At 68.7% G+C, this 17,157-nt stretch carries 17 protein-coding genes; 6 read left to right on the top strand and 11 right to left on the bottom strand.

Going from position 1 to position 17,157, the window contains the following annotated elements:
• Positions 1-8 precede the first annotated feature (8 nt).
• From BA022_RS12880 to BA022_RS12860, 5 genes are all read right to left on the bottom strand, one after another.
• Complete coding sequence (locus BA022_RS12880) at positions 9-767, bottom strand: metallophosphoesterase family protein (RefSeq protein WP_088887743.1); 759 nt, start codon at positions 765-767, stop codon at positions 9-11.
• A 130-nt stretch (positions 768-897) separates the two neighbouring features.
• Positions 898-1,314 carry an organic hydroperoxide resistance protein gene (locus BA022_RS12875; RefSeq protein WP_011803942.1) on the bottom strand — a complete coding sequence of 139 codons (417 nt, stop codon included), beginning with the start codon at positions 1,312-1,314 and terminating at the stop codon, positions 898-900.
• Between the two features lie 61 nt (positions 1,315-1,375).
• Positions 1,376-1,843 (bottom strand): MarR family winged helix-turn-helix transcriptional regulator, encoded by a 468-nt coding sequence (locus tag BA022_RS12870; protein ID WP_088887742.1) that lies wholly within the window; start codon positions 1,841-1,843, stop codon positions 1,376-1,378.
• A gap of 310 nt (positions 1,844-2,153) precedes the next feature.
• On the bottom strand, positions 2,154-2,954 hold the full coding sequence (locus BA022_RS12865) for an HpcH/HpaI aldolase family protein (protein WP_088887741.1): 801 nt from the start codon (positions 2,952-2,954) through the stop codon (positions 2,154-2,156).
• Between the two features lie 20 nt (positions 2,955-2,974).
• Positions 2,975-3,823, bottom strand: coding sequence for a 3-hydroxybutyryl-CoA dehydrogenase (locus tag BA022_RS12860; protein WP_088887740.1), 849 nt, complete (start codon positions 3,821-3,823; stop codon positions 2,975-2,977).
• A gap of 112 nt (positions 3,824-3,935) precedes the next feature.
• Here BA022_RS12860 and BA022_RS12855 point away from each other — a divergent pair, with 112 nt between their 5' ends.
• The 3 genes from BA022_RS12855 to BA022_RS12845 all read left to right on the top strand — a co-directional run bounded on the left by BA022_RS12855 (position 3,936) and on the right by BA022_RS12845 (position 6,854).
• Positions 3,936-5,531: a GMC family oxidoreductase gene (locus BA022_RS12855; RefSeq protein WP_088887739.1), complete on the top strand. Its 1,596-nt coding sequence runs from the start codon at positions 3,936-3,938 to the stop codon at positions 5,529-5,531.
• 175 nt (positions 5,532-5,706) lie between these two features.
• Complete coding sequence (locus BA022_RS12850; protein WP_088887738.1) at positions 5,707-6,426, top strand: hemerythrin domain-containing protein; 720 nt, start codon at positions 5,707-5,709, stop codon at positions 6,424-6,426.
• Positions 6,423-6,854: a hypothetical protein gene (locus BA022_RS12845; RefSeq protein ID WP_088887737.1), complete on the top strand. Its 432-nt coding sequence runs from the start codon at positions 6,423-6,425 to the stop codon at positions 6,852-6,854. The genes BA022_RS12850 and BA022_RS12845 overlap by 4 nt, the downstream gene beginning before the upstream one ends.
• Before the next feature lie 20 nt (positions 6,855-6,874).
• Here the strand turns inward: BA022_RS12845 and BA022_RS12840 are convergent, their stop codons facing one another.
• From BA022_RS12840 to BA022_RS12825, 4 genes are read right to left on the bottom strand one after another with little or no spacing between them, the layout of a single operon-like run.
• Positions 6,875-8,221, bottom strand: a complete 1,347-nt coding sequence (locus tag BA022_RS12840) for a GAF domain-containing protein (RefSeq protein ID WP_088887736.1) — start codon at positions 8,219-8,221, stop codon at positions 6,875-6,877.
• Positions 8,218-8,709 (bottom strand): hypothetical protein, encoded by a 492-nt coding sequence (locus BA022_RS12835; RefSeq protein WP_088887735.1) that lies wholly within the window; start codon positions 8,707-8,709, stop codon positions 8,218-8,220. The genes BA022_RS12840 and BA022_RS12835 overlap by 4 nt, the downstream gene beginning before the upstream one ends.
• Positions 8,710-8,720: 11 nt before the next feature.
• Entirely contained in the window at positions 8,721-9,530 is an 810-nt protein-coding gene (locus tag BA022_RS12830) for an ABC transporter permease (protein ID WP_012655518.1), read from the bottom strand.
• 1 nt (position 9,531) lies between these two features.
• A complete protein-coding gene (locus BA022_RS12825) occupies positions 9,532-10,473 on the bottom strand; it encodes an ATP-binding cassette domain-containing protein (protein WP_088887734.1) in 942 nt (313 codons plus the stop codon).
• 178 nt (positions 10,474-10,651) lie between these two features.
• Between BA022_RS12825 and BA022_RS12820 the strand changes: the two genes are divergently transcribed.
• The gene (locus BA022_RS12820) at positions 10,652-11,902 is read left to right on the top strand and encodes an MgtC/SapB family protein (protein WP_228403604.1); all 1,251 of its coding nucleotides are present in this window, start codon (positions 10,652-10,654) and stop codon (positions 11,900-11,902) included.
• 72 nt (positions 11,903-11,974) lie between these two features.
• On the opposite strand, the gene BA022_RS12815 is transcribed toward BA022_RS12820, so the two are convergent.
• Together BA022_RS12815 and BA022_RS12810 are read right to left on the bottom strand one after the other, a co-directional pair.
• The gene (locus BA022_RS12815; protein ID WP_012655520.1) at positions 11,975-13,456 is read right to left on the bottom strand and encodes an AMP nucleosidase; all 1,482 of its coding nucleotides are present in this window, start codon (positions 13,454-13,456) and stop codon (positions 11,975-11,977) included.
• 66 nt (positions 13,457-13,522) lie between these two features.
• Entirely contained in the window at positions 13,523-15,514 is a 1,992-nt protein-coding gene (locus tag BA022_RS12810; protein WP_236884919.1) for a putative bifunctional diguanylate cyclase/phosphodiesterase, read from the bottom strand.
• Between the two features lie 222 nt (positions 15,515-15,736).
• Here BA022_RS12810 and BA022_RS12805 point away from each other — a divergent pair, with 222 nt between their 5' ends.
• The gene (locus BA022_RS12805) at positions 15,737-16,696 is read left to right on the top strand and encodes a cation diffusion facilitator family transporter (protein ID WP_088887733.1); all 960 of its coding nucleotides are present in this window, start codon (positions 15,737-15,739) and stop codon (positions 16,694-16,696) included.
• The gene (gene dtd / locus BA022_RS12800; RefSeq protein WP_011806799.1) at positions 16,693-17,157 is read left to right on the top strand and encodes a D-aminoacyl-tRNA deacylase; all 465 of its coding nucleotides are present in this window, start codon (positions 16,693-16,695) and stop codon (positions 17,155-17,157) included. The genes BA022_RS12805 and dtd overlap by 4 nt, the downstream gene beginning before the upstream one ends.

Below are 17,157 nucleotides of genomic sequence, written 5' to 3'. Positions count from 1 at the left end.
AGGCGGGCTCAGCGCCCGCGCTCCAGCCGGTCGGCAAAGAACGTGGGCAGACCGCTGGCGCGCACGGCGGCCGCGGCGGCGGCATGGTTGTAGGCCACGCGCTGGAAGGTGATGGTGGCGGCGTCCGGGTCGAACAGGGCGTACATGGCGCGCGTGTCGCCATCGCGCGGCTGGCCGCACGAGCCGGCGATGGCCAGCCACTGGCGGTGCGGCGGCACGGGCACGGGCACGCCCGGCTGGGGCGAAAAACGCATCAGCTTGGCCGTGGGCGTGAGGAAGTACAGCGCCTGCTCATGCACGTGGCCGCAGAAGACGTAGCGGATGGCCGGGTCGATGCGCGTGGCGGCGGTCATGCAGCGCTCGGCGGCGTTGCTGTCGGTGATGTAGTGCCAGCGCTCGGGGCCGTCGGCGCTGGCGTGCACCAGCAGCGCGTCGGGCCCCAGGCGCTCGGTCAGCGGCAGGCCGGCCAGGAAGCCACGCTGGCGCTCGTCCAGGTGCGGATGGGTCCACTGTGCGCTCTGGTCGCCCAGGTTCTGGGCAACGGCGGGCGGGGCGAGGGCGGCCGCGTCATGGTTGCCGCGCACGCACAGTGCGCCCGCGGCGGCCAGTTGCATGGCCCGGTCGAGCACCGGGCCGGGGTCCGCGCCATAGCCCACCAGGTCGCCCAGCAGCGCGAACTGCTGTGCACCGTGTGCTCGCGCATGCTCCAGGCAAGCGTCGAAGGCGGGCAGGTTGGCGTGGATGTCGGACAGCAGGGCGATCTTCATGGCGCGGGCAATGCAGGCGAAGCGGGGGACAGACCGCGCATGATGAACCCGGAAGCTGAGCGCTCGCTTGCAATGGGTATCCCGCCAGACTAGGGAAAACGCGGAGAACTGCGCCGCCCGCTACGGTGCCTCAGGCCAGGGTCAGCGTCACGTCGATGTTGCCGCGTGTGGCGTTGGAGTAGGGGCAGACCTGGTGCGCGTCGTTGACCAACTGCTGCGCCTGGGCGCGGTCCATGCCGGGCAGGTGCACCTTCAGGCGTGCGGCGATGCCGTAGGCATTGGGGATCGTGCCCAGGTCCACCTCGGCGTCGATGGCCAAGTCCTGGGGCAGGGTCAGCTTTTGCTTCGCGGCGACGGCCTTGATGGCGCCGATGAAGCAGGCCGAGTAGCCGGCGGCGAAAAGCTGCTCGGGGTTGGTGCCCGTGCCGCTGCCGCCGGGCGAGGACAGCTGGACCTGCAGCCGTCCGTCATCGCTGCGCGATGCGCCGTCGCGCCCGCCGGTGGTGTGGGCGCGGGCGGTGTAGAGAACCTTGTCGAGCGTGGTCATGGGTGCATCCTTTCAGAGTGGAACAAAGGCCCCGCCAACGGGGGCATGAGGGAAAACGGTGTCAGGCCTGCGGCTGCACGAGCCGGTCGCGCAGCGCATGGAGCTGCGCGGTCAGGGCGCCAATGTCGGCGGGTGTGCACTGCGTGCGGGCCAGCACGCAGTGCGGGATGGGCTGGGCGCCATCACGCAGCGCACGCCCCTGGCCGGTGAGCGTGATGCGCACGCGGCGCTCGTCCTGCACGTCGCGCAGCCGCACCAGTAGGCCTGCGGCTTCCAGGCGCTTGAGCAGCGGCGTGAGCGTGCCCGAGTCGAGGAACAGGCGCTCGCCCAGCTCGGAGACGGTGAGCCCGTCACGCTCCCACAGCGCCAGCATCACCAGGTACTGCGGATAGGTCAGGCCCAGGGCGTCAAGCAGCGGCTTGTAGAGCTTGGTCATGGCCAACGACGCGGAATACAGCGCGAAGCACAGTTGGTTGTCCAGCAGTAGCTCGGGCGGGCTGGGTGGCGCGGCGGTGTTGCGGGAGGGCATGGGCTCTATTATTGCCAGCAATTAAATTGACAGCAATTGAATTGCTAGATCCATGGAATAGAGAGGGGACATTGCACGTCATACCAGGAGGGATGTGATGGTGAAGGTCAGCCCATGGAATGGTGCTCCACCCACAGGACCATTGTGCGCAGTTCCAGATGGAGCTGGGCTTGCAGGTCGCTCTATCTTGTGTGGGCTGCTTTCAGGGGATTTCCCACGGGCTGTCTGGGACAGGGAGGTCTTGCACGCACCCAGGCCCGGAGGCTTGGACGCGAGGGAGCCCGCTCCGTCTGGAGAGGGGTGGCAGACCTTAGTAGCTTGTGGTCACGGGCCCGCGTGCGCCTGGCCGGAAGCGCGCGGCCAGCCCGTCCGCGGCCTGGCGCAGCAGGAGCATGTCCATGCCCACGGCCACGAACTGCGCGCCCAGGGCCAGGCATTCGCGTGCCCGGGCTTCGTCCACCACGAGGGTGCCGGGTGCCTTGCCGGCCGCGCGGATGCGGCGGATCGCGTCGTCGATCGCGGCGCGCACCGTGGGGTGGTTGGCATCACCCGGGAAGCCCATGCTGGCGGACAGATCGGCCGGGCCGATGAAGATTCCGTCCACGCCCTCCACCGCGGCGATGGCCTCAATCTGCTCCAGCGCCTCGGCCGTCTCCACCTGCACCAGCAGGCAGAGCTCGTTCTCCGCATCGCGTACATAGGCCGCGTCGCGGCCGAAGTCCGAGGCGCGCATGGAGCCGCCCATGCCGCGGATGCCGCGCGGCGCGTAGCGCATGGCGGCCACGGCGGCGCGCGCCTCGTCCGCGTTCTGCACGAAGGGCAGCAGCAGCGTTTGCGCGCCGATGTCCAGGTAGCGCTTGATCAGCACCGGGTCGTTCCAGGCCGGGCGCACCACGCCGTGCGTGTGGTCCCGGCAGCCGGCGGCCACGGCCTGCAGCTGCTGCACCATGAGCGGTACGTCGCTGGGCGTGTGTTCCGTGTCCAGCAGCACCCAGTCAAAGCCCGATCCCGCGATCAGCTCGGTGACCAGGGGTGATGGCAGGGTGGACCAGATGCCGATCTGCGCCTGACCGGCGGCCAGTGCGTGCTTGAAGGGGTTGCGAACGGGCATGGCAGGTGGTCTGGGTCAGGTCAGTACTGGTACACGCCGCGGCCGGTCTTGCGGCCCAGGCGGCCGGCGGCCACCATCTCCTTGAGCAGCGGGCAGGGGCGGTACTTGCTGTCGCCGAACTCGGTCAGGTACACGTCCATCACGGCCAGGCACACGTCCAGGCCGATCATGTCGGCCAGCGCCAGCGGGCCGATGGGCTGGTTGCAGCCGAGCTTCATGCCGGCGTCGATGTCCTCGGGCGTTGCCAGGCCCTCTGCCAGCACGAAGAAGGCCTCGTTGATCATGGGCACCAGGATGCGGTTGACCACGAAGCCGGGGGCGTTCTTCACAGTGATGGGCGACTTGCCCAGGCGCTCGGAGAGCTGCTTCACCGCGTCGTGCGTGGCGTCGGAAGTCTGCAGGCCGCGAATGATCTCCACCAGCGCCATCATCGGCACGGGGTTGAAGAAATGCATGCCGATGAACCGGTCTGCGCGCGACGTGGCGGCGGCCAGCTTGGTGATGGAGATCGAAGAGGTGTTGGACGCAATGATCACTTCGGGCGCCACCAGCGCGTCCACCTGCTTGAGGATCTTGAGCTTGAGTTCGTAGTTCTCGGTGGCAGCCTCGATCACGATCTGGGCGGCCTTCAGGTCGTCGTAGCTGGTGGAGGTTTTGATGCGCGCGAGGGCGGCGCTCTTGTCGGCTTCGGTGATCTTTTCTTTCTTGATCAGGCGGTCCAGGCTGCCTGCTACGGTGGCCACGCCCTTTTGCACGGCGGCGTCGGAGATGTCCACCATCACCACATTGATGCCCGACACAGCGCATGCCTGGGCAATGCCGTTGCCCATGGTGCCCGCGCCGATGATGCCAACGGTCGAAATCGTCATATAAATGTCCCTTGAAAGTGTAGTAGTGAGAAAAAAACGATGCCGTGATGGTATCGGCAATCGCGCGTCTGCTGCTGCGTTGCAGCATCGCCATACAACGAGGGGACACTGCATGCGTGAGTTCGACTATGTCGTGATCGGGGGCGGCTCGGCGGGCTGCGTGCTGGCGGGGCGGCTGAGCGAGGACCCCACGGTGCGCGTGTGCCTGCTGGAGGCGGGCGGCAGCGATGCCAGTGTGCTTATCCATTGCCCGGCGGGGCTGGCCGCGATGGCGCGCAGCGGCGCCTTCAACTGGGGGCTGCACACCACGCCGCAGGCGGGCCTGGGCGGGCGTCGGGGCTACCAGCCGCGCGGCAAGGTGCTGGGTGGTTCCAGCTCGGTCAACGCCATGATCTACGCGCGCGGCCACGCCAGCGACTACGACCACTGGGCTGCGGCCGGCAATGCAGGCTGGGGCTGGAACGACGTGCTGCCGTACTTCCTTCGGGCCGAGCACAACGAGCGCGGTGCAAGCGCCTGGCACGGCACGGACGGGCCGCTGAATGTGGCGGACCTGCAGTCGCCGCAGCGTGCCAGCCGCGCCTTCGTCGAAGCCGGCGTGCAGGCTGGCCATCCACGCAATGACGACTTCAACGGCGCGCAACTGGAGGGCGTGGGTCTCTACCAGGTCACGCACCGGGTGGGCGAACGCTTCAGCGTGGCCAAGGCCTACCTCACGCCCCACCTGGGCCGGACCAATCTGCAGGTGGTGACCGGCGCGCAGGCCACGCGCATCCTGTTCGAGGGCCGGCGCGCCACGGGCGTGGAATACCGCCGAGGCGGCCAGACGCAGCAGGTGCGCGCCACGCGTGAGGTGCTGCTGTCGGCGGGGGCGCTGCTATCGCCGCAATTGCTCATGCTCTCGGGTGTGGGGCCGGGCGCGCAGTTGCAGAGCCACGGAATTGGCGTGGTGCACGATCTGCCGGGCGTGGGCGCGCATCTGCACGACCATCCCGACGTGGTGCAGGTGATGGACGCACCGCGGTTGACGGACCTCTTCGGCCTGTCACTGCCCGGGGCGCTGAACGTGCTGCGCGGCGTGCGGGAGTGGCGTGCGAACCGCAGCGGCATGCTGACCACCAACTTCGCCGAGGCTGGCGGCTTCATCAAGAGTCGCCCCGAGGAGCCATTGCCCGACCTGCAGCTGCACTTCGTGGTCGGCAAGCTGCTGGACCACGGCCGGCAGGCCACATGGGGCCATGGCTATTCCTGCCATGTATGCCTGCTGCAGCCCCGAAGCCGCGGCCGGGTGACGCTGGCCAGCGCCGACCCGGCGGCCGCTCCGCTGGTGGACCCGGCATTCTTCAGTGATCCCGACGACATGCAGCGCCTGGTGCGCGGCGTGCGGCGCATGCGCGAGATCCTGGCGCAGCCCGCCCTGGCCAGCCTGGGCGCGCGTGAGCTGTCCCATTCGTCCCGTGCGCAAAGCGATGCACAGATCGAGCAGTTCATCCGCGACTGGGCCGACACCATCTACCACCCCGTGGGCACGTGCCGCATGGGCTGCGGTCCGCTGGACGTGGTGGATGCCCAGCTGCGTGTGCATGGCCTGCAGGCTCTGCGTGTGGTGGACGCATCCATCATGCCGCGCATTGTGAGCGGCAACACGAATGCACCCACGGTGATGATTGCCGAGCGCGCGGTGGACTTGCTGCGCCAGGCTGCATGACGCGCTCCGGTTCGGCAGTGCGCGCTTAAGAAATTTTGAGGGTTCGCATAAGCGTTTTTTAGCAGCACGCGCGCTGCACCGTTCCTAGACTGCACAGCACCTGTGAGACACACGATGTGCCGCATGGGAAGGCGAGGCTCCCAAGCCGCAACACCCACAAGAACCGGAACCGACAATGCAGTTCAACCCTCAGGAAATCACCGCGCTCGCGCAGGCCGATGCCGCCGCACCGCGCATGGACCTCTATGCCTTCATCCACAAGGCCTTGCGTGCCTATATGGTCGACACACTCGTGGGCCTGGGTCGTGTGGACGCCGAGGACGACCTCGAACTGTCCCAGGCCGGCGCACGCGTGCTGCAGCTGCTGAGCTTTTGCCGCGCGCACCTGTACCACGAGAACACCTACGTGCATCCCGCCATGGAGCGCCATGCACCTTGCAGCGCCGCCGCGGTTGAGCAGGAACATGATGGTCATGGTCAGGCGATTGCGGCGCTGGCGGATGCGGCGCAGCAGCTCATGCAATGCCCGCGCGAGCGGCGAGCGCGCGTGGCTCATGCGCTGTACCAGCAGCTGGCGCTGTTCGTGGCACACAACTTCGAGCACATGCAGTTGGAGGAGACGGCGCACAACGCGGTGCTCTGGGCGCATTACAGCGACGCGGAACTGGCTGCCATCGAGGGTGCGCTGGTCGCGTCGATACCGCCGGACGAGATGCTCGTCACGCTGCGCTGGATGCTGCCCAGCATGACCCCGAACGAGCGGGCCATGGTGCTCGGTGACATGCGGCGCAATGCGCCTCCCGGCATCTTTGACACGGCATTGAGTGTCATGCGTCCGCACCTGTCGGATGGCGAGTGGGGCAAACTGGCACGTGCTTTGGAGCTTGCGCGATGAGCCATGGGTTGCTGCGCCATACCCTGGCTGCATTCTGGCTTTGCGTGGCCAGCGCGAGTGCCCTGGCTGCGGGCCTCCCGCCCCCTGAACGCTTTCGGCTCACGCCCCAGTTGCTGGAGCGCATGGAGGCACTGCAGGCCGCGTCGCCAGAAGCCGCACGTCCCGGCGACGACGACGAGCCGGACGCGCAGTCCGTTCAGGAGTTGGCGCGTCAGCTGGATGCGGATCCGCGCATCCGTGCCTTGCTGGCCCGCCACCGGGTCAGCAGCATCGAGTACGCCACGGCGGTGTATGCCGCACTGCACGCGGGCATGTTCCTCGCCATGGAATCGCTGGCTGACAAGGCTTCGCGCACCAAAGCGCTGGCATCCTTCACCCCAGAGCAGCGCGCCAACATCGAGTTGCTGCGCCGGCGCCCAATCAAGTGAGCGCCGCGGCGGCGCGACCTTCAACCGCCGGCCATCTCTTCCAACTGCGCAGGTGCGTCCAGGCGCAGCCGCAGTCGCCCACGGCCGGTTTTGTCGATATGGATGCCGGTGTCGCTTTCCTGCAGCCGGCGCTGCAGCAACAGCAGGCGCGCCTCCAGGTTGTCGGCCACGCCCGGCAGGCGCAGGCTGGGGTCCAGGCGCAGTTCGCGGTTGCTGAAGTCCTGCCGTCCGGTGCGCTCATGGTCGCGCAGCAGCTTCCACAGGATCGCGCCCGCCACGCCCTTGATGAGATAGGTGTCATTGACGAACACGCTGTCGTTCACCGCGAAATGCCGCACCCGCGCCGGCGCCCCCCGCGGCGCCGGCGCGGGCGCGGCTTCTTGCGATGCCTCCGTGGCTTCGTCGGCCGACTGCAGCAGGTCGATCGCGGTGGCCAGCTGTCCTGCCAGCGCCACCAGCGCGTCTTCCTCCGGGTAGCGGAACTGCAGGTCCAGCGGGCTTTCCACGAACAGCACACCCAGCGTGCGGCCGCAGCTCAACAGGGGCACGGCCAGCTGGCTGTGCGGTGCGGGCAGGCCCGGGTAGGGAATTTCGTGTGCGGGCGCGCTCTGTCCCAGGCTGCTGCGCATGGCATGGCTGTACAGCGCGGCATGGGTCATGTGGCTGATGCGTACCGGCGTGGCTTCGCGCGCGGCCACGCCTATCACGCCCTGGCCCAGCTTGATCTCCGAGCCCACGCCCGAATGGGTGTAGCCATGGCTTGCCACGGTGTACAGGTGGCCCGCTTGCGCATCCAGCATGAGCACCATCGCATGCTGCACGTGCAGATGCTCGTGCAGGCCCGCCAGCAGTGTCTGTAGCAGCTCGTCGAGCGTGGTGCAGCGTGCCAGGCGCTGGCTGCACAGGCGCACGGCGCCCAGCAGATCGGCGCGTGGCAGTTGCGCGGGGCTGGGCGCCAGTCCTTCTCCGGGCACGGGTTCGATGCGCTCGACGGCGTAGACATCCGATCCCTTGAGTTCGAAGACGCCCTCCATGCCGTTGTGCGAGGCGATGCCCGCCAGCTGCGCGCGCATGCGCTCGAACAGTGCGCCTTCCGCCTCGGTGCGCAAGAAGCGCAGGTGCAGGCGAAAGCAGCGTGCTGTCACGGGGTCCAGCACCAGCACGCTGGCATAGGGGTTGGCGAGGATGTTGGCGCGCGTCTTGTTGAAGAACTGGAACGACAGGGCCACATGCTGCTCATCGACGTAGACCACCTGTGAGATGTAGGCCACGTTGGGCGTGCCGTCGGGGGCGCAGGTGGCCATGATGGCAGGAATCGCGCCCTCCAGGCAGGCGCGGATGGAGCGCAGGGTGGGCGGCACGTTCACGGCTGGCGCTCCTTGCGCAACGGTTCGCCGGCATGCGGGCCGGGGGTCTGGTCGAACGCGGCTTCGGGCGAAAACTCCACTGCCACCAGATCGTCCCGTGGTGCATTCAGCATGGCCGCGGTGTACTGCGGGCCATAGCCCACCTGGGCCACGGCATGCTGCATGGCGGACAGGTAGCTTTGCAGCGCGGGTTCGTCGGCCGGCAGCACGGCACGTTGCACGGCGGCGGTGGCCTTGACCTGCACCGTGCGGTGCGAGGGCGGGTCACTGAAGACCACGGCAATGTGGCCGGTGGTGGCAATGTCGGCCAGAAGCTGTCGTGACTGGCTTCGCCGCAGGAAGACCGTGATGCGCTGGCCGTTGGTGCTGATGCGCGCGCCCACGGCGCGCATCACGCTGGGGCGCAACTGCGCGTCGCGCGAGGCCACGATGGTGGAGACGCCCCGGTCCACCAGGGCGATGTATTCGGCGCTCAGAAGCGTAGGCATGCGTGAAAGGCTCAGGCGCGAAAGCGCTTGCGGGTGAGCGCCAGGGCCACCCAGTACGCGGCCACGGTGGTCACGGCGATCACCAGGCCGTGGCGCAGCGGGTGCTGCGGCCACTGGTCCATGAAGAGGGGGCGCACCAGCTCCACGGCATTGGTGAGCGGCAGCCAGTCCGAGGCGAGGCGTATGGCCGTGGGCAGCTGTTCGCGCGGGAAGAAAACACCCGACAGGAACATCATGGGCGTGAGCACCAGCGTGAAGTAATAGGTGAAGAAGTCATAGCCCTTGGCCAGCGCATTGAAGATGAGCGCGATGCTGGAAAACATGATGCCCACGCACAGCAGCACCGGCCAGGCCACGATCAGCTTGGGGCTGTAGCTGATGCCCAGCGCCAGCATCACCCCCAGGATGGCGGTGGTGGTGAACAGCGCCTTGAATGCGGCCCACAGCATCTCGGCCAGCAGCACGCTGTCCAGGCTGATGGGGGCGTTCATGATGCCGTCCCAGGTCTTTTGCACATGCATGCGCGAGAAGGCCGAGTACAGCGCTTCGAAGCTGGCCGCATTCATGGCGCTCATGCAGATCGACCCACTGGCCAGGAACAGGATGTAGGGCACGTTCTGCCCGCCCACCTGCACCTGTCCCACCAGCGCCCCCATGCCGTAGCCGAAGGCCACCAGCCACATCAGCGGCTCGGCGATGTTGCCCAGCAGGCTGGGCACCGCCAGCTTGCGCCACACCAGCAGGTTGCGCAGGAACACGGGCCACCAGCGCGTCGACAGGTCGGGCGCGCGCCAGGGGCTGGGCGTGGTGGGCGTGGGCATGTCAGCCTTCCTCGCGGATTTGACGTCCGGTGAGCTTGAGGAACAGATCCTCCAGGTTCGCGGGCCGGTGCAGGGTGCGCAGGCTGCCGTGGGCCGACAGCGCCTGCAGCAGCGGGCGAGCGTCCTGCGTGTAGAAGAACACGGTCTCGCCGCTGACTTCCACACGCCGCGCCAGCGGACGCAACTGCGCATCCTGCGCCAGGGCCAGCGCGTCGGGGCCGTAGGCCTCGACCACGTCGGGTTCCAGGTGCTCGGCGATCAGCGCGCGCGGCGTGCCTTCGGCGATCTTGCTGCCATGGTCCAGCACCAGCAGGCGCGAACACAGGCGCTCGGCCTCATCCATGAAGTGCGTCGTCAGCAGGATGGCCTTGCCGCCCTGCAGCAGCTGCTGCAGCCGCTCCCACATCAGGTGGCGCGCCTGCGGGTCCAGGCCGGTGGTGGGCTCGTCCAGCAACAGCAGGCGCGGGTCGTTGACCAATGCGCGCGCCAGCGACAGGCGCCGGCGCATGCCCCCCGACAGTTCGCCCGGCCGCGCATCGGCCTTGGCCGTGAGCGCGGCGAACTCCAGCAGCGGCGCGATGCGCTGCGCCATGGCCGCGCCCTTCAGGCCGAAGTAGCGGCCGAACACGCGCAAGTTTTCGGCGCAGCTGAAGTCCGGGTCCAGGCTGTCGAACTGCGTGACCACGCCCAGTTGGGCCTTGATGGCCAGCGCGTCCTGCGGCATGGCGAGCGGCGCAGCGCCGCCGCCAGGGTGAAAGTGCACGCTGCCCTCGTCGGGCGCCGTGAGGCCCAGGCACATGCGCAGGGTGGTGGTCTTGCCCGCGCCGTTGGGGCCGATCACGCCCAGGCACTCCCCCGGCGCGATGGCGAACGACAGCCCATCCACCACGGTGGCGGTGCCATAGCGCTTGCGCAGGTCGCGGGCTTCCAGAAGCACTTGCATGGCGCGATTGTGGGGGGAAGACCGCGCCATTGCAGAGGTTTATGAGAAAAATGGCGCTGGCGCTTTACTGACAAGCGCTGATAGCTATCAAAACCAGAGTTTTCTGAGAGCGGGGCGCCCTTTGGATGCCCGCTTTCCATGGTCCAATCGTCAAAGCCAACCAACCACGATGGACACCATGGACACAACCGGCTTCCAGGACACGCTGGCCGTTCTGGCGGGCGCCCTGGGCAGCGGCCTGCTGATGGGTATCGAGCGCGAACGGCGCAAGGGCCAGGGCCCGTTGCGCGCGCTCGCGGGCGTGCGCTCGTTCACGCTGGCGGCGGTGTCGGGTGCGACGGCGGCGCTGCTGGGCAGCGAGGCGCTGGTGGCGGTGGGCGCGGTGTTCATTGCGCTGCTGGGCGTGGTGGCCTATGCGCGCGACCGCTCCGAAGACCCCGGCGTGACCACCGAGATCGCGCTGCTGCTGGCCTACCTGATCGGCGTGCTGTGCACGCAGAGCCTGCCCGTGGCGGCGGGGCTGGCCGTCGCCGTGACCAGCCTGCTGGCGGCGCGTGAGGCGCTGCACGAGTTTTCGCGCGAGTGGCTGCGCCAGGGCGAGGTGCGGGGCGGGCTGATCCTGGCTGCGCTGGCGCTGTTGGTATTGCCGCTGGCGCCCAACCAGCCCCTGTGGGGGGAGGCGCTGAACCCCCAGGTGCTGGTGCGCCTGGTGGTGGTGCTGCTGGTGATCCAGGCGCTGGCGCATCTGGCGCGCCGGCTCATGGACGCGCGCCGCGCGAACGCCCTGTCGGCGCTGGCCTCGGGTTTCATCTCCAGCACCGCCACCATCGCCAGCCTGGGCGTGGCCGTGCGCGAGGGGCGCGAGCCCGTGCGCGCGCAGGGGGGCGCGGCCGTGCTGTCGTGCGTGGCGACCATGGCGCAGATCCTGGTGGTGGCGGCCACCGTGCAGCCCCAGTGGCTGGTGCGGTTGTGGGCGCCGGCACTGGCGGGCGGGGTGGTGGCGCTGGTCTGGGGGTGGGCGCTGCTGCGCAGCATGCCCGCGGGTGAGGCGCCGGCCCCGGCGGACGTGGACGGCACGGCGCTGTTCAAGCTGCGCGACGCGCTGCTGATCGCCGCGCTGCTCACGGCTGTGCAGGTGCTGGTGCAGGCACTGCGCGGCTGGTGGGGCGACGCGGGCCTGCTGGCCGGCGCCCTGGTGGCGGCGCTGGCCGACGTCCATGCGGCCGCCGCGGCCATCATGTCGCAGGGCCGGCCGCTGGACCCCGTGGGGCCCAGCCTGGTGAGCGCGCTGGCGGCGGGGCTGAGCGTGCACGCCGTCAGCAAATGCGTGACGGCCCTGGTCAGCGGGGGCTGGCGTTATGCCGTGGCGGCCGGCGGCGGCGTGGTGCTGCACACGCTGGCCTTCGTCGCAGTGCTGTTGCTACTCTAAATTGATAAAAAACGGCTCAAACGCTTATGGGATAAGCGCGAGCAGCTATCGATGAAATAGCGATGGCTGCGGCTACTGGAACGCCACCTCGGCAAAGCTGCGCAGCTTGCGGCTGTGCAGCCGGTGGACACCACCCGCGCGCAGGATGTCGATGGCGCGCATGCCGATGCGCAGATGCTGGTCCACGCGTTCGCGGTAGAAATGGTTGGCCATGCCGGGCAGCTTGATCTCGCCGTGCAGCGGCTTATCGCTCACGCACAGCAGGGTGCCGTAGGGCACGCGAAAGCGAAAACCGTTGGCGGCGATGGTGGCGCTTTCCATGTCCAGCGCCACTGCGCGGCTTTGGCTGAAGCGGCGCTGGGGCATGTTGTCGGGCAGCAATTCCCAGTTGCGGTTGTCGGTGCTGGCCACGGTGCCGGTGCGCATGATGCGCTTGAGCTGGTCCTGCGGCATCTGCGTCACGTCGGCCACGGCCTGCTGCAGCGCCATCTGGATCTCGGCCAGCGCGGGGATGGGCACCCACAGCGGCAGCTCCTCGTCCAGCACATGGTCCTCGCGCACGTAGGCGTGGGCCAGCACGTAGTCGCCCAGCTGCTGGCTGTTGCGCAGGCCCGCGCAGTGGCCCAGCATCATCCAGGCGTGGGGGCGCAGCACGGCGATGTGGTCGGTGATGGTCTTGGCGTTGCTCGGGCCCACGCCGATGTTGACCATGGTGATGCCGCTGCGGTCCGCGCGCACGAGGTGGTAGGCGGGCATCTGCGGCAGGCGGGCCGGGGCCACGCCCAGGTCGTCGCCGACCTGCGCGGGCAGGCCCGTGCGGCGCGTGACCACGTTGCCCGGCTCAATGAAGGCGATGTACTCGCTGTCGGGCTTGGCCATCTCGGCATGGCCCAGGCGCACGAACTCGTCGATGTAGAACTGGTAATTGGTGAACAGCACGAAGTTCTGGAACCACTCGGGCTGCGTGCCGGTGTAGTGGCGCAGGCGGTGCAGCGAATAGTCCACGCGCGGCGCGGTAAACAGCGACAGCGGCTGCGCCTCGCCAGCGCGCGGCGACCAGGTGCCGTTGGCAATGCCGTCGTCCATGGCCTCCAGGTCGGGCAGGTCGAACACGTCGCGCATCAGCATGCGCCGCTCGGGGCTGAGCGTGCCTTCGATGTGGTCGTGCTCGGCGAACGAGAAGTGGATAGGGATGGGCTGATTGCTCACGCCCACTTCCAGCTCGACGTTGTGGCTGGCGCGCAACAGGCGCAGCTGCTCCGTGTAGTAGTCGGCGAACAGGTCAGGCCGCGTGAGCGTGGTCTCGTAGCGCCCCGGCCCCTCCACGAAGCCATAGGCCAGGTGCGTGGGCGCGCGCGCCACGGTGCTGGTCTGCACGCGCACGAAGGGATAGAACGCGCGCACGGGTGCGGCGGGCGTCTCTCCCGCCACGAAGCGCTGCATGGCGCTGCGCAGATGGTCGATCTGCTGCTGGTAGATGCGCTGCACCTGGGCCAGCGCCTCGGTCTCGGTCGCGTGGAAGGTGGGATCGGGAAGTGCGGGGATCTGAGCCATGGTGCCTATTGTCCACGCCGCATGTGTCAGCGTGGGCACGGCGCCGGGCCGGGCCAGGCCGGCCGCTCACTCGGCCTGGGCGCGCAGCCACTCGCGGGCGCGCTGCGCATCCATGGGCGGTGCGATGCCAAAGCCCTGCGCCAGTTCGCAGCCCAGGCGCTGCAGCAGCGCGAGTTGCTCCGCGGTCTCCACGCCTTCGGCCACGGGCTGCAGCTGCAGGCTGCGCGCGAGCTGGATGATGGCGGTGACGATGGCCACGTCTTCGCTGTCGGCAGGCGTGTCGGTGACGAAGGAGCGGTCCACCTTGATCTTGTCCAGCGGGTAGCGTTTGAGGTAGGCCAGCGACGAGTAGCCCGTGCCGAAGTCGTCCACTGTCACGGCAACGCCCAAGGCCTGCAGGGCCTGCAGGGTGGCGCGCGTGTGGTCGGCCTGCTGCATGAGGGCGGATTCGGTGATCTCCACCTCCAGGTACTGCGGTGCGAGCCCCGCGGACTGCAGCACCTGGGCGATCTCGCCCACCACGTCGCGCTGGCGGAACTCGATGGCAGAGAGGTTCACCGCCACCGGCACCCGGGGCAGCCCTTCGTCGTGCCATGCCTTGAGCTGGCGACAGGCTTCGTGCAGCACCCAGCGGCCAATGGGCGTGATGAGCCCGCGCGATTCGGCGAGCGGAATGAACTCATCCGGCCCCACGAGGCCGCGCACCGGGTGTCGCCAACGCACCAGCGCCTCAAAGCCCACCAGCCGGCCGTCGGCCACCCGCACCTGGGGCTGGTAGTGCAGTGCGAAGGCCCCTTGGAACACCGCCTCGCGCAGCAGGTGCTCTTGCTGCAGCAGCTCCGTGGGTTGGCCTTCCATGCCCGGTTCATAGAACATGCGCGTGCCCCGCCCGCTTTCCTTGGTGTGGTGCATGGCCGCGTCGGCGCGGCGCAGCAGCTCGTCGGGGCTGTAGCCGTCGTCCGGAAAGACGCTGATGCCGATGGAAGGCGACAGCGACAGCGGCGTGCCACCGATGGCGAACTCGGCGCGCACGCGCGCCAGCAGCGCATCGGCCACTTCGGCCGCTGCGGCGCGGTTGGCCAGGTCGGGCAGCAGCACGATGAATTGGTCGCCGCCCACGCGCGCGACGAAGTCGGTGGCCTTCACTCCGTCCTGCAGGCGCCGCGCAATCTCTATCAGCAGCTGGTCGCCGGCCTGGTTTCCCAGCGACTCGTTGACTGTCTTGAAGTGGTCCAGGTCGATGAACAGCACGGCGGCGCGGGTCTGCCGCTCCTGCGCGGCACTCGCCATGCGTGCCAGCTGCATCATGAGGTGGCGCCGGTTGGGCAGTTGGGTCAGCGTGTCATGCAGCACCAGGAAGCGCGCCTGCTCCTGCGCCTGCTTGCGCGCCGTGATGTCGCGCACCACCACCACGCGGTAGTCACCCTGCTGCTGGGGCATGGTCTTGCCCACCACCTCGATCGGGATCACGCGGCCGTCCTTGTGGCGCATGGCGAGCTCGTAGGGCTTCTCGCTGCCGCGGCGCGTGTATTCCACGGCCAGCGCGCGGTACTCGGGCAGCGCGAAATCGAAGATGGACTGGCCTACGAGCTCGGCCAGCGAATAGCCGACCATGCGCTGCAGCGCTTCGTTGGCATCCAGAATGCGCCCGTCGCGGTGAAAGGCAAGTCCCTCCTCGGTAGCGATGGCGAACTTGCGCATGCGCTCCTCGCTCTGGCGCACGGCGCGCTCGGCCTCCCAGTGGTGGGTGATGTCGTTGATGAGCACGAATGCACCCACCATCGCGTTGCGTCCTTCGCGCACCCCGAAGTGCGGCTGCAGGCTGATCTCCAGCATATGCGCGCGCCCCTGCGGGCCGGCGTATTCGCGGGTGTACTGAACGCTCTCCCCAGCCAGCGCGCGCTGCACGTAGGGCAGGATCTCCTGCCAGGCCTTTTCGCCGATCGCCTCGCGCACCGTCTTGCCGATGATGCTCTGCACCGTTTGCCCGCTGAAGGCGGCATAGCGCTGGTTGGCGAACACGCAGCGCAGGCTGGTCGATTCGTAGTAGGCCAGCATGACGGGCACCGAGTCGGCGATGAGCCGCAGCAGCGCATCACTGGCGCGGGGGCCCAGGTCGGGCAGGGGGGGGAGGCAGGGGGGCGAGGGGAGGGCATATCCAGTGGGCGGTCCGTCCCGGAGCTTATATCCCAACGCCTGGCCTTTGGCGAGCAGGCGCGTCCCGGGGCGCGCCGGGCGCCGTGTGCCAGCAGGGCGGCACGGCGGCGGGATAATCGCTGCATGCCTTCCGCACCCTCTGGCCCATTGAGCGTTCCCGCGTGGATGACGCCCCACAACCTGCTGCGCGCCTCGGTGGGCGTGGCCCTGCTCACCATCGCGCTCAAGACGCTGGCCTGGTGGGTCAGCGGCTCGGTGGGCCTGCTGTCGGATGCGCTGGAGTCGTTCGTCAATCTGGCGGGCGCGATGTTCGCGCTGGCCATGGTGACCATTGCGCGCCGCCCGGCGGACGAGGACCACCCTTACGGACACCACAAGGCGGAATATTTCTCGTCCGGCTTCGAGGGCATTCTCATCGTGGGGGCCAGCATCGCCATCCTCTGGGCGGCCGTGCTGCGGCTGATGCACCCGCAGCCGCTGGAGCAACTGGGCTGGGGCATGGGCCTGTCGCTGTTGAGCACGGCCTGCAACGGCCTGCTGGCCTGGGGCATGCTGCGCGCGGCGCAGGTGCACCGGTCGCTGGCGCTGGAAGGCGATGCGCGGCACCTGATGACCGATGTGTGGACCTCCATCGGCGTGGTGGGCGGGCTACTGGCCGCTGGCGCCACAGGTTGGCTGTGGCTGGACCCGCTGGTGGCGATCGCGGTGGCGTTGAACATCCTGCGCGAAGGGGGAGCGCTGATCTGGCGCGCCTCGCAGGGCCTCATGGACGAGGCCATGGAGCCCAGCCTGCTGGCGCGCGTGTTCACGGTGTTGGGCGAGCACAACCACGCCAGCGCAGGGGTGGTGTATTTCGACAGCCTCACCTCGCGCCGCGCCGGCGCGCGCAATTACGTGGATCTGCACATGCATGTGCCTGCGCACTGGACGCTGGGGCACGCCGCCGAGCAGCGCACCGCCGTCGAGCAGGCCCTGATGCAGGCCGTGCCCGGCCTGCGCGCCACCATCGAACTGCTGCCCGAGGGGCAGGCTACGGTGTTTGAGACTGCCGAGGCGGCCGCGCCGGGAGGAGCCGGCACATGATCGGCTTGCTGCAGCGCGTGCGCGAGGCGCGCGTGGAAGTGGCCGGCGAGATCGTAGGCCGCATCGGCCCGGGGCTGCTGGCGCTGGTGTGCGCCGAGCAGGGCGACAGCGAGGCGCAGGCCGACAAGCTGCTGGCCAAAATGCTCAAGCTGCGCATTTTCAGCGACGAGGCCGGCAAGATGAACCGCAGCGTGCAGGACCTGGACGGGCAGGGCACCTGCGGCGGCCTGCTCATCGTCAGCCAGTTCACCCTGGCCGCCGACACGCGCGGCGGCAACCGGCCCAGCTTCACGCAGGCGGCACCGCCGGCGCAGGGGGAGCGGCTGTACGACTACTTCGTCGCCCAGGCGCGCGCCGTGCACCCCATGGTGGCCACGGGCCGCTTTGCCGCCGACATGCAGGTGCACCTGGTCAACGACGGGCCGGTGACCCTTCCGCTGCGGATAGCGCCGCCGGGATAA

This window comes from Diaphorobacter nitroreducens (assembly GCF_002214645.1).
GTDB classification, from domain to species: domain Bacteria; phylum Pseudomonadota; class Gammaproteobacteria; order Burkholderiales; family Burkholderiaceae_C; genus Diaphorobacter; species Diaphorobacter nitroreducens.
This window is presented reverse-complemented; position numbering and strand designations above follow the sequence as displayed.

Excerpts from the sequence above, each read along its gene's own strand:
- BA022_RS12880 (WP_088887743.1), bottom strand. The coding sequence starts at position 767 with ATGAAGATCGCCCTGCTGTCCGACATCCACGCCAACCTGCCCGCCTTC.
- BA022_RS12875 (WP_011803942.1), bottom strand. The coding sequence starts at position 1,314 with ATGACCACGCTCGACAAGGTTCTCTACACCGCCCGCGCCCACACCACC.
- BA022_RS12870 (WP_088887742.1), bottom strand. The coding sequence starts at position 1,843 with ATGCCCTCCCGCAACACCGCCGCGCCACCCAGCCCGCCCGAGCTACTG.
- BA022_RS12865 (WP_088887741.1), bottom strand. The coding sequence starts at position 2,954 with ATGCCCGTTCGCAACCCCTTCAAGCACGCACTGGCCGCCGGTCAGGCG.
- BA022_RS12860 (WP_088887740.1), bottom strand. The coding sequence starts at position 3,823 with ATGACGATTTCGACCGTTGGCATCATCGGCGCGGGCACCATGGGCAAC.
- BA022_RS12855 (WP_088887739.1), top strand. The coding sequence starts at position 3,936 with ATGCGTGAGTTCGACTATGTCGTGATCGGGGGCGGCTCGGCGGGCTGC.
- BA022_RS12850 (WP_088887738.1), top strand. The coding sequence starts at position 5,707 with ATGCAGTTCAACCCTCAGGAAATCACCGCGCTCGCGCAGGCCGATGCC.
- BA022_RS12845 (WP_088887737.1), top strand. The coding sequence starts at position 6,423 with ATGAGCCATGGGTTGCTGCGCCATACCCTGGCTGCATTCTGGCTTTGC.
- BA022_RS12835 (WP_088887735.1), bottom strand. The coding sequence starts at position 8,709 with ATGCCTACGCTTCTGAGCGCCGAATACATCGCCCTGGTGGACCGGGGC.
- BA022_RS12830 (WP_012655518.1), bottom strand. The coding sequence starts at position 9,530 with ATGCCCACGCCCACCACGCCCAGCCCCTGGCGCGCGCCCGACCTGTCG.
- BA022_RS12825 (WP_088887734.1), bottom strand. The coding sequence starts at position 10,473 with ATGCAAGTGCTTCTGGAAGCCCGCGACCTGCGCAAGCGCTATGGCACC.
- BA022_RS12820 (WP_228403604.1), top strand. The coding sequence starts at position 10,652 with ATGGACACAACCGGCTTCCAGGACACGCTGGCCGTTCTGGCGGGCGCC.
- BA022_RS12815 (WP_012655520.1), bottom strand. The coding sequence starts at position 13,456 with ATGGCTCAGATCCCCGCACTTCCCGATCCCACCTTCCACGCGACCGAG.
- BA022_RS12810 (WP_236884919.1), bottom strand. The coding sequence starts at position 15,514 with ATGCTGGCCTACTACGAATCGACCAGCCTGCGCTGCGTGTTCGCCAAC.
- BA022_RS12805 (WP_088887733.1), top strand. The coding sequence starts at position 15,737 with ATGCCTTCCGCACCCTCTGGCCCATTGAGCGTTCCCGCGTGGATGACG.
- dtd (WP_011806799.1), top strand. The coding sequence starts at position 16,693 with ATGATCGGCTTGCTGCAGCGCGTGCGCGAGGCGCGCGTGGAAGTGGCC.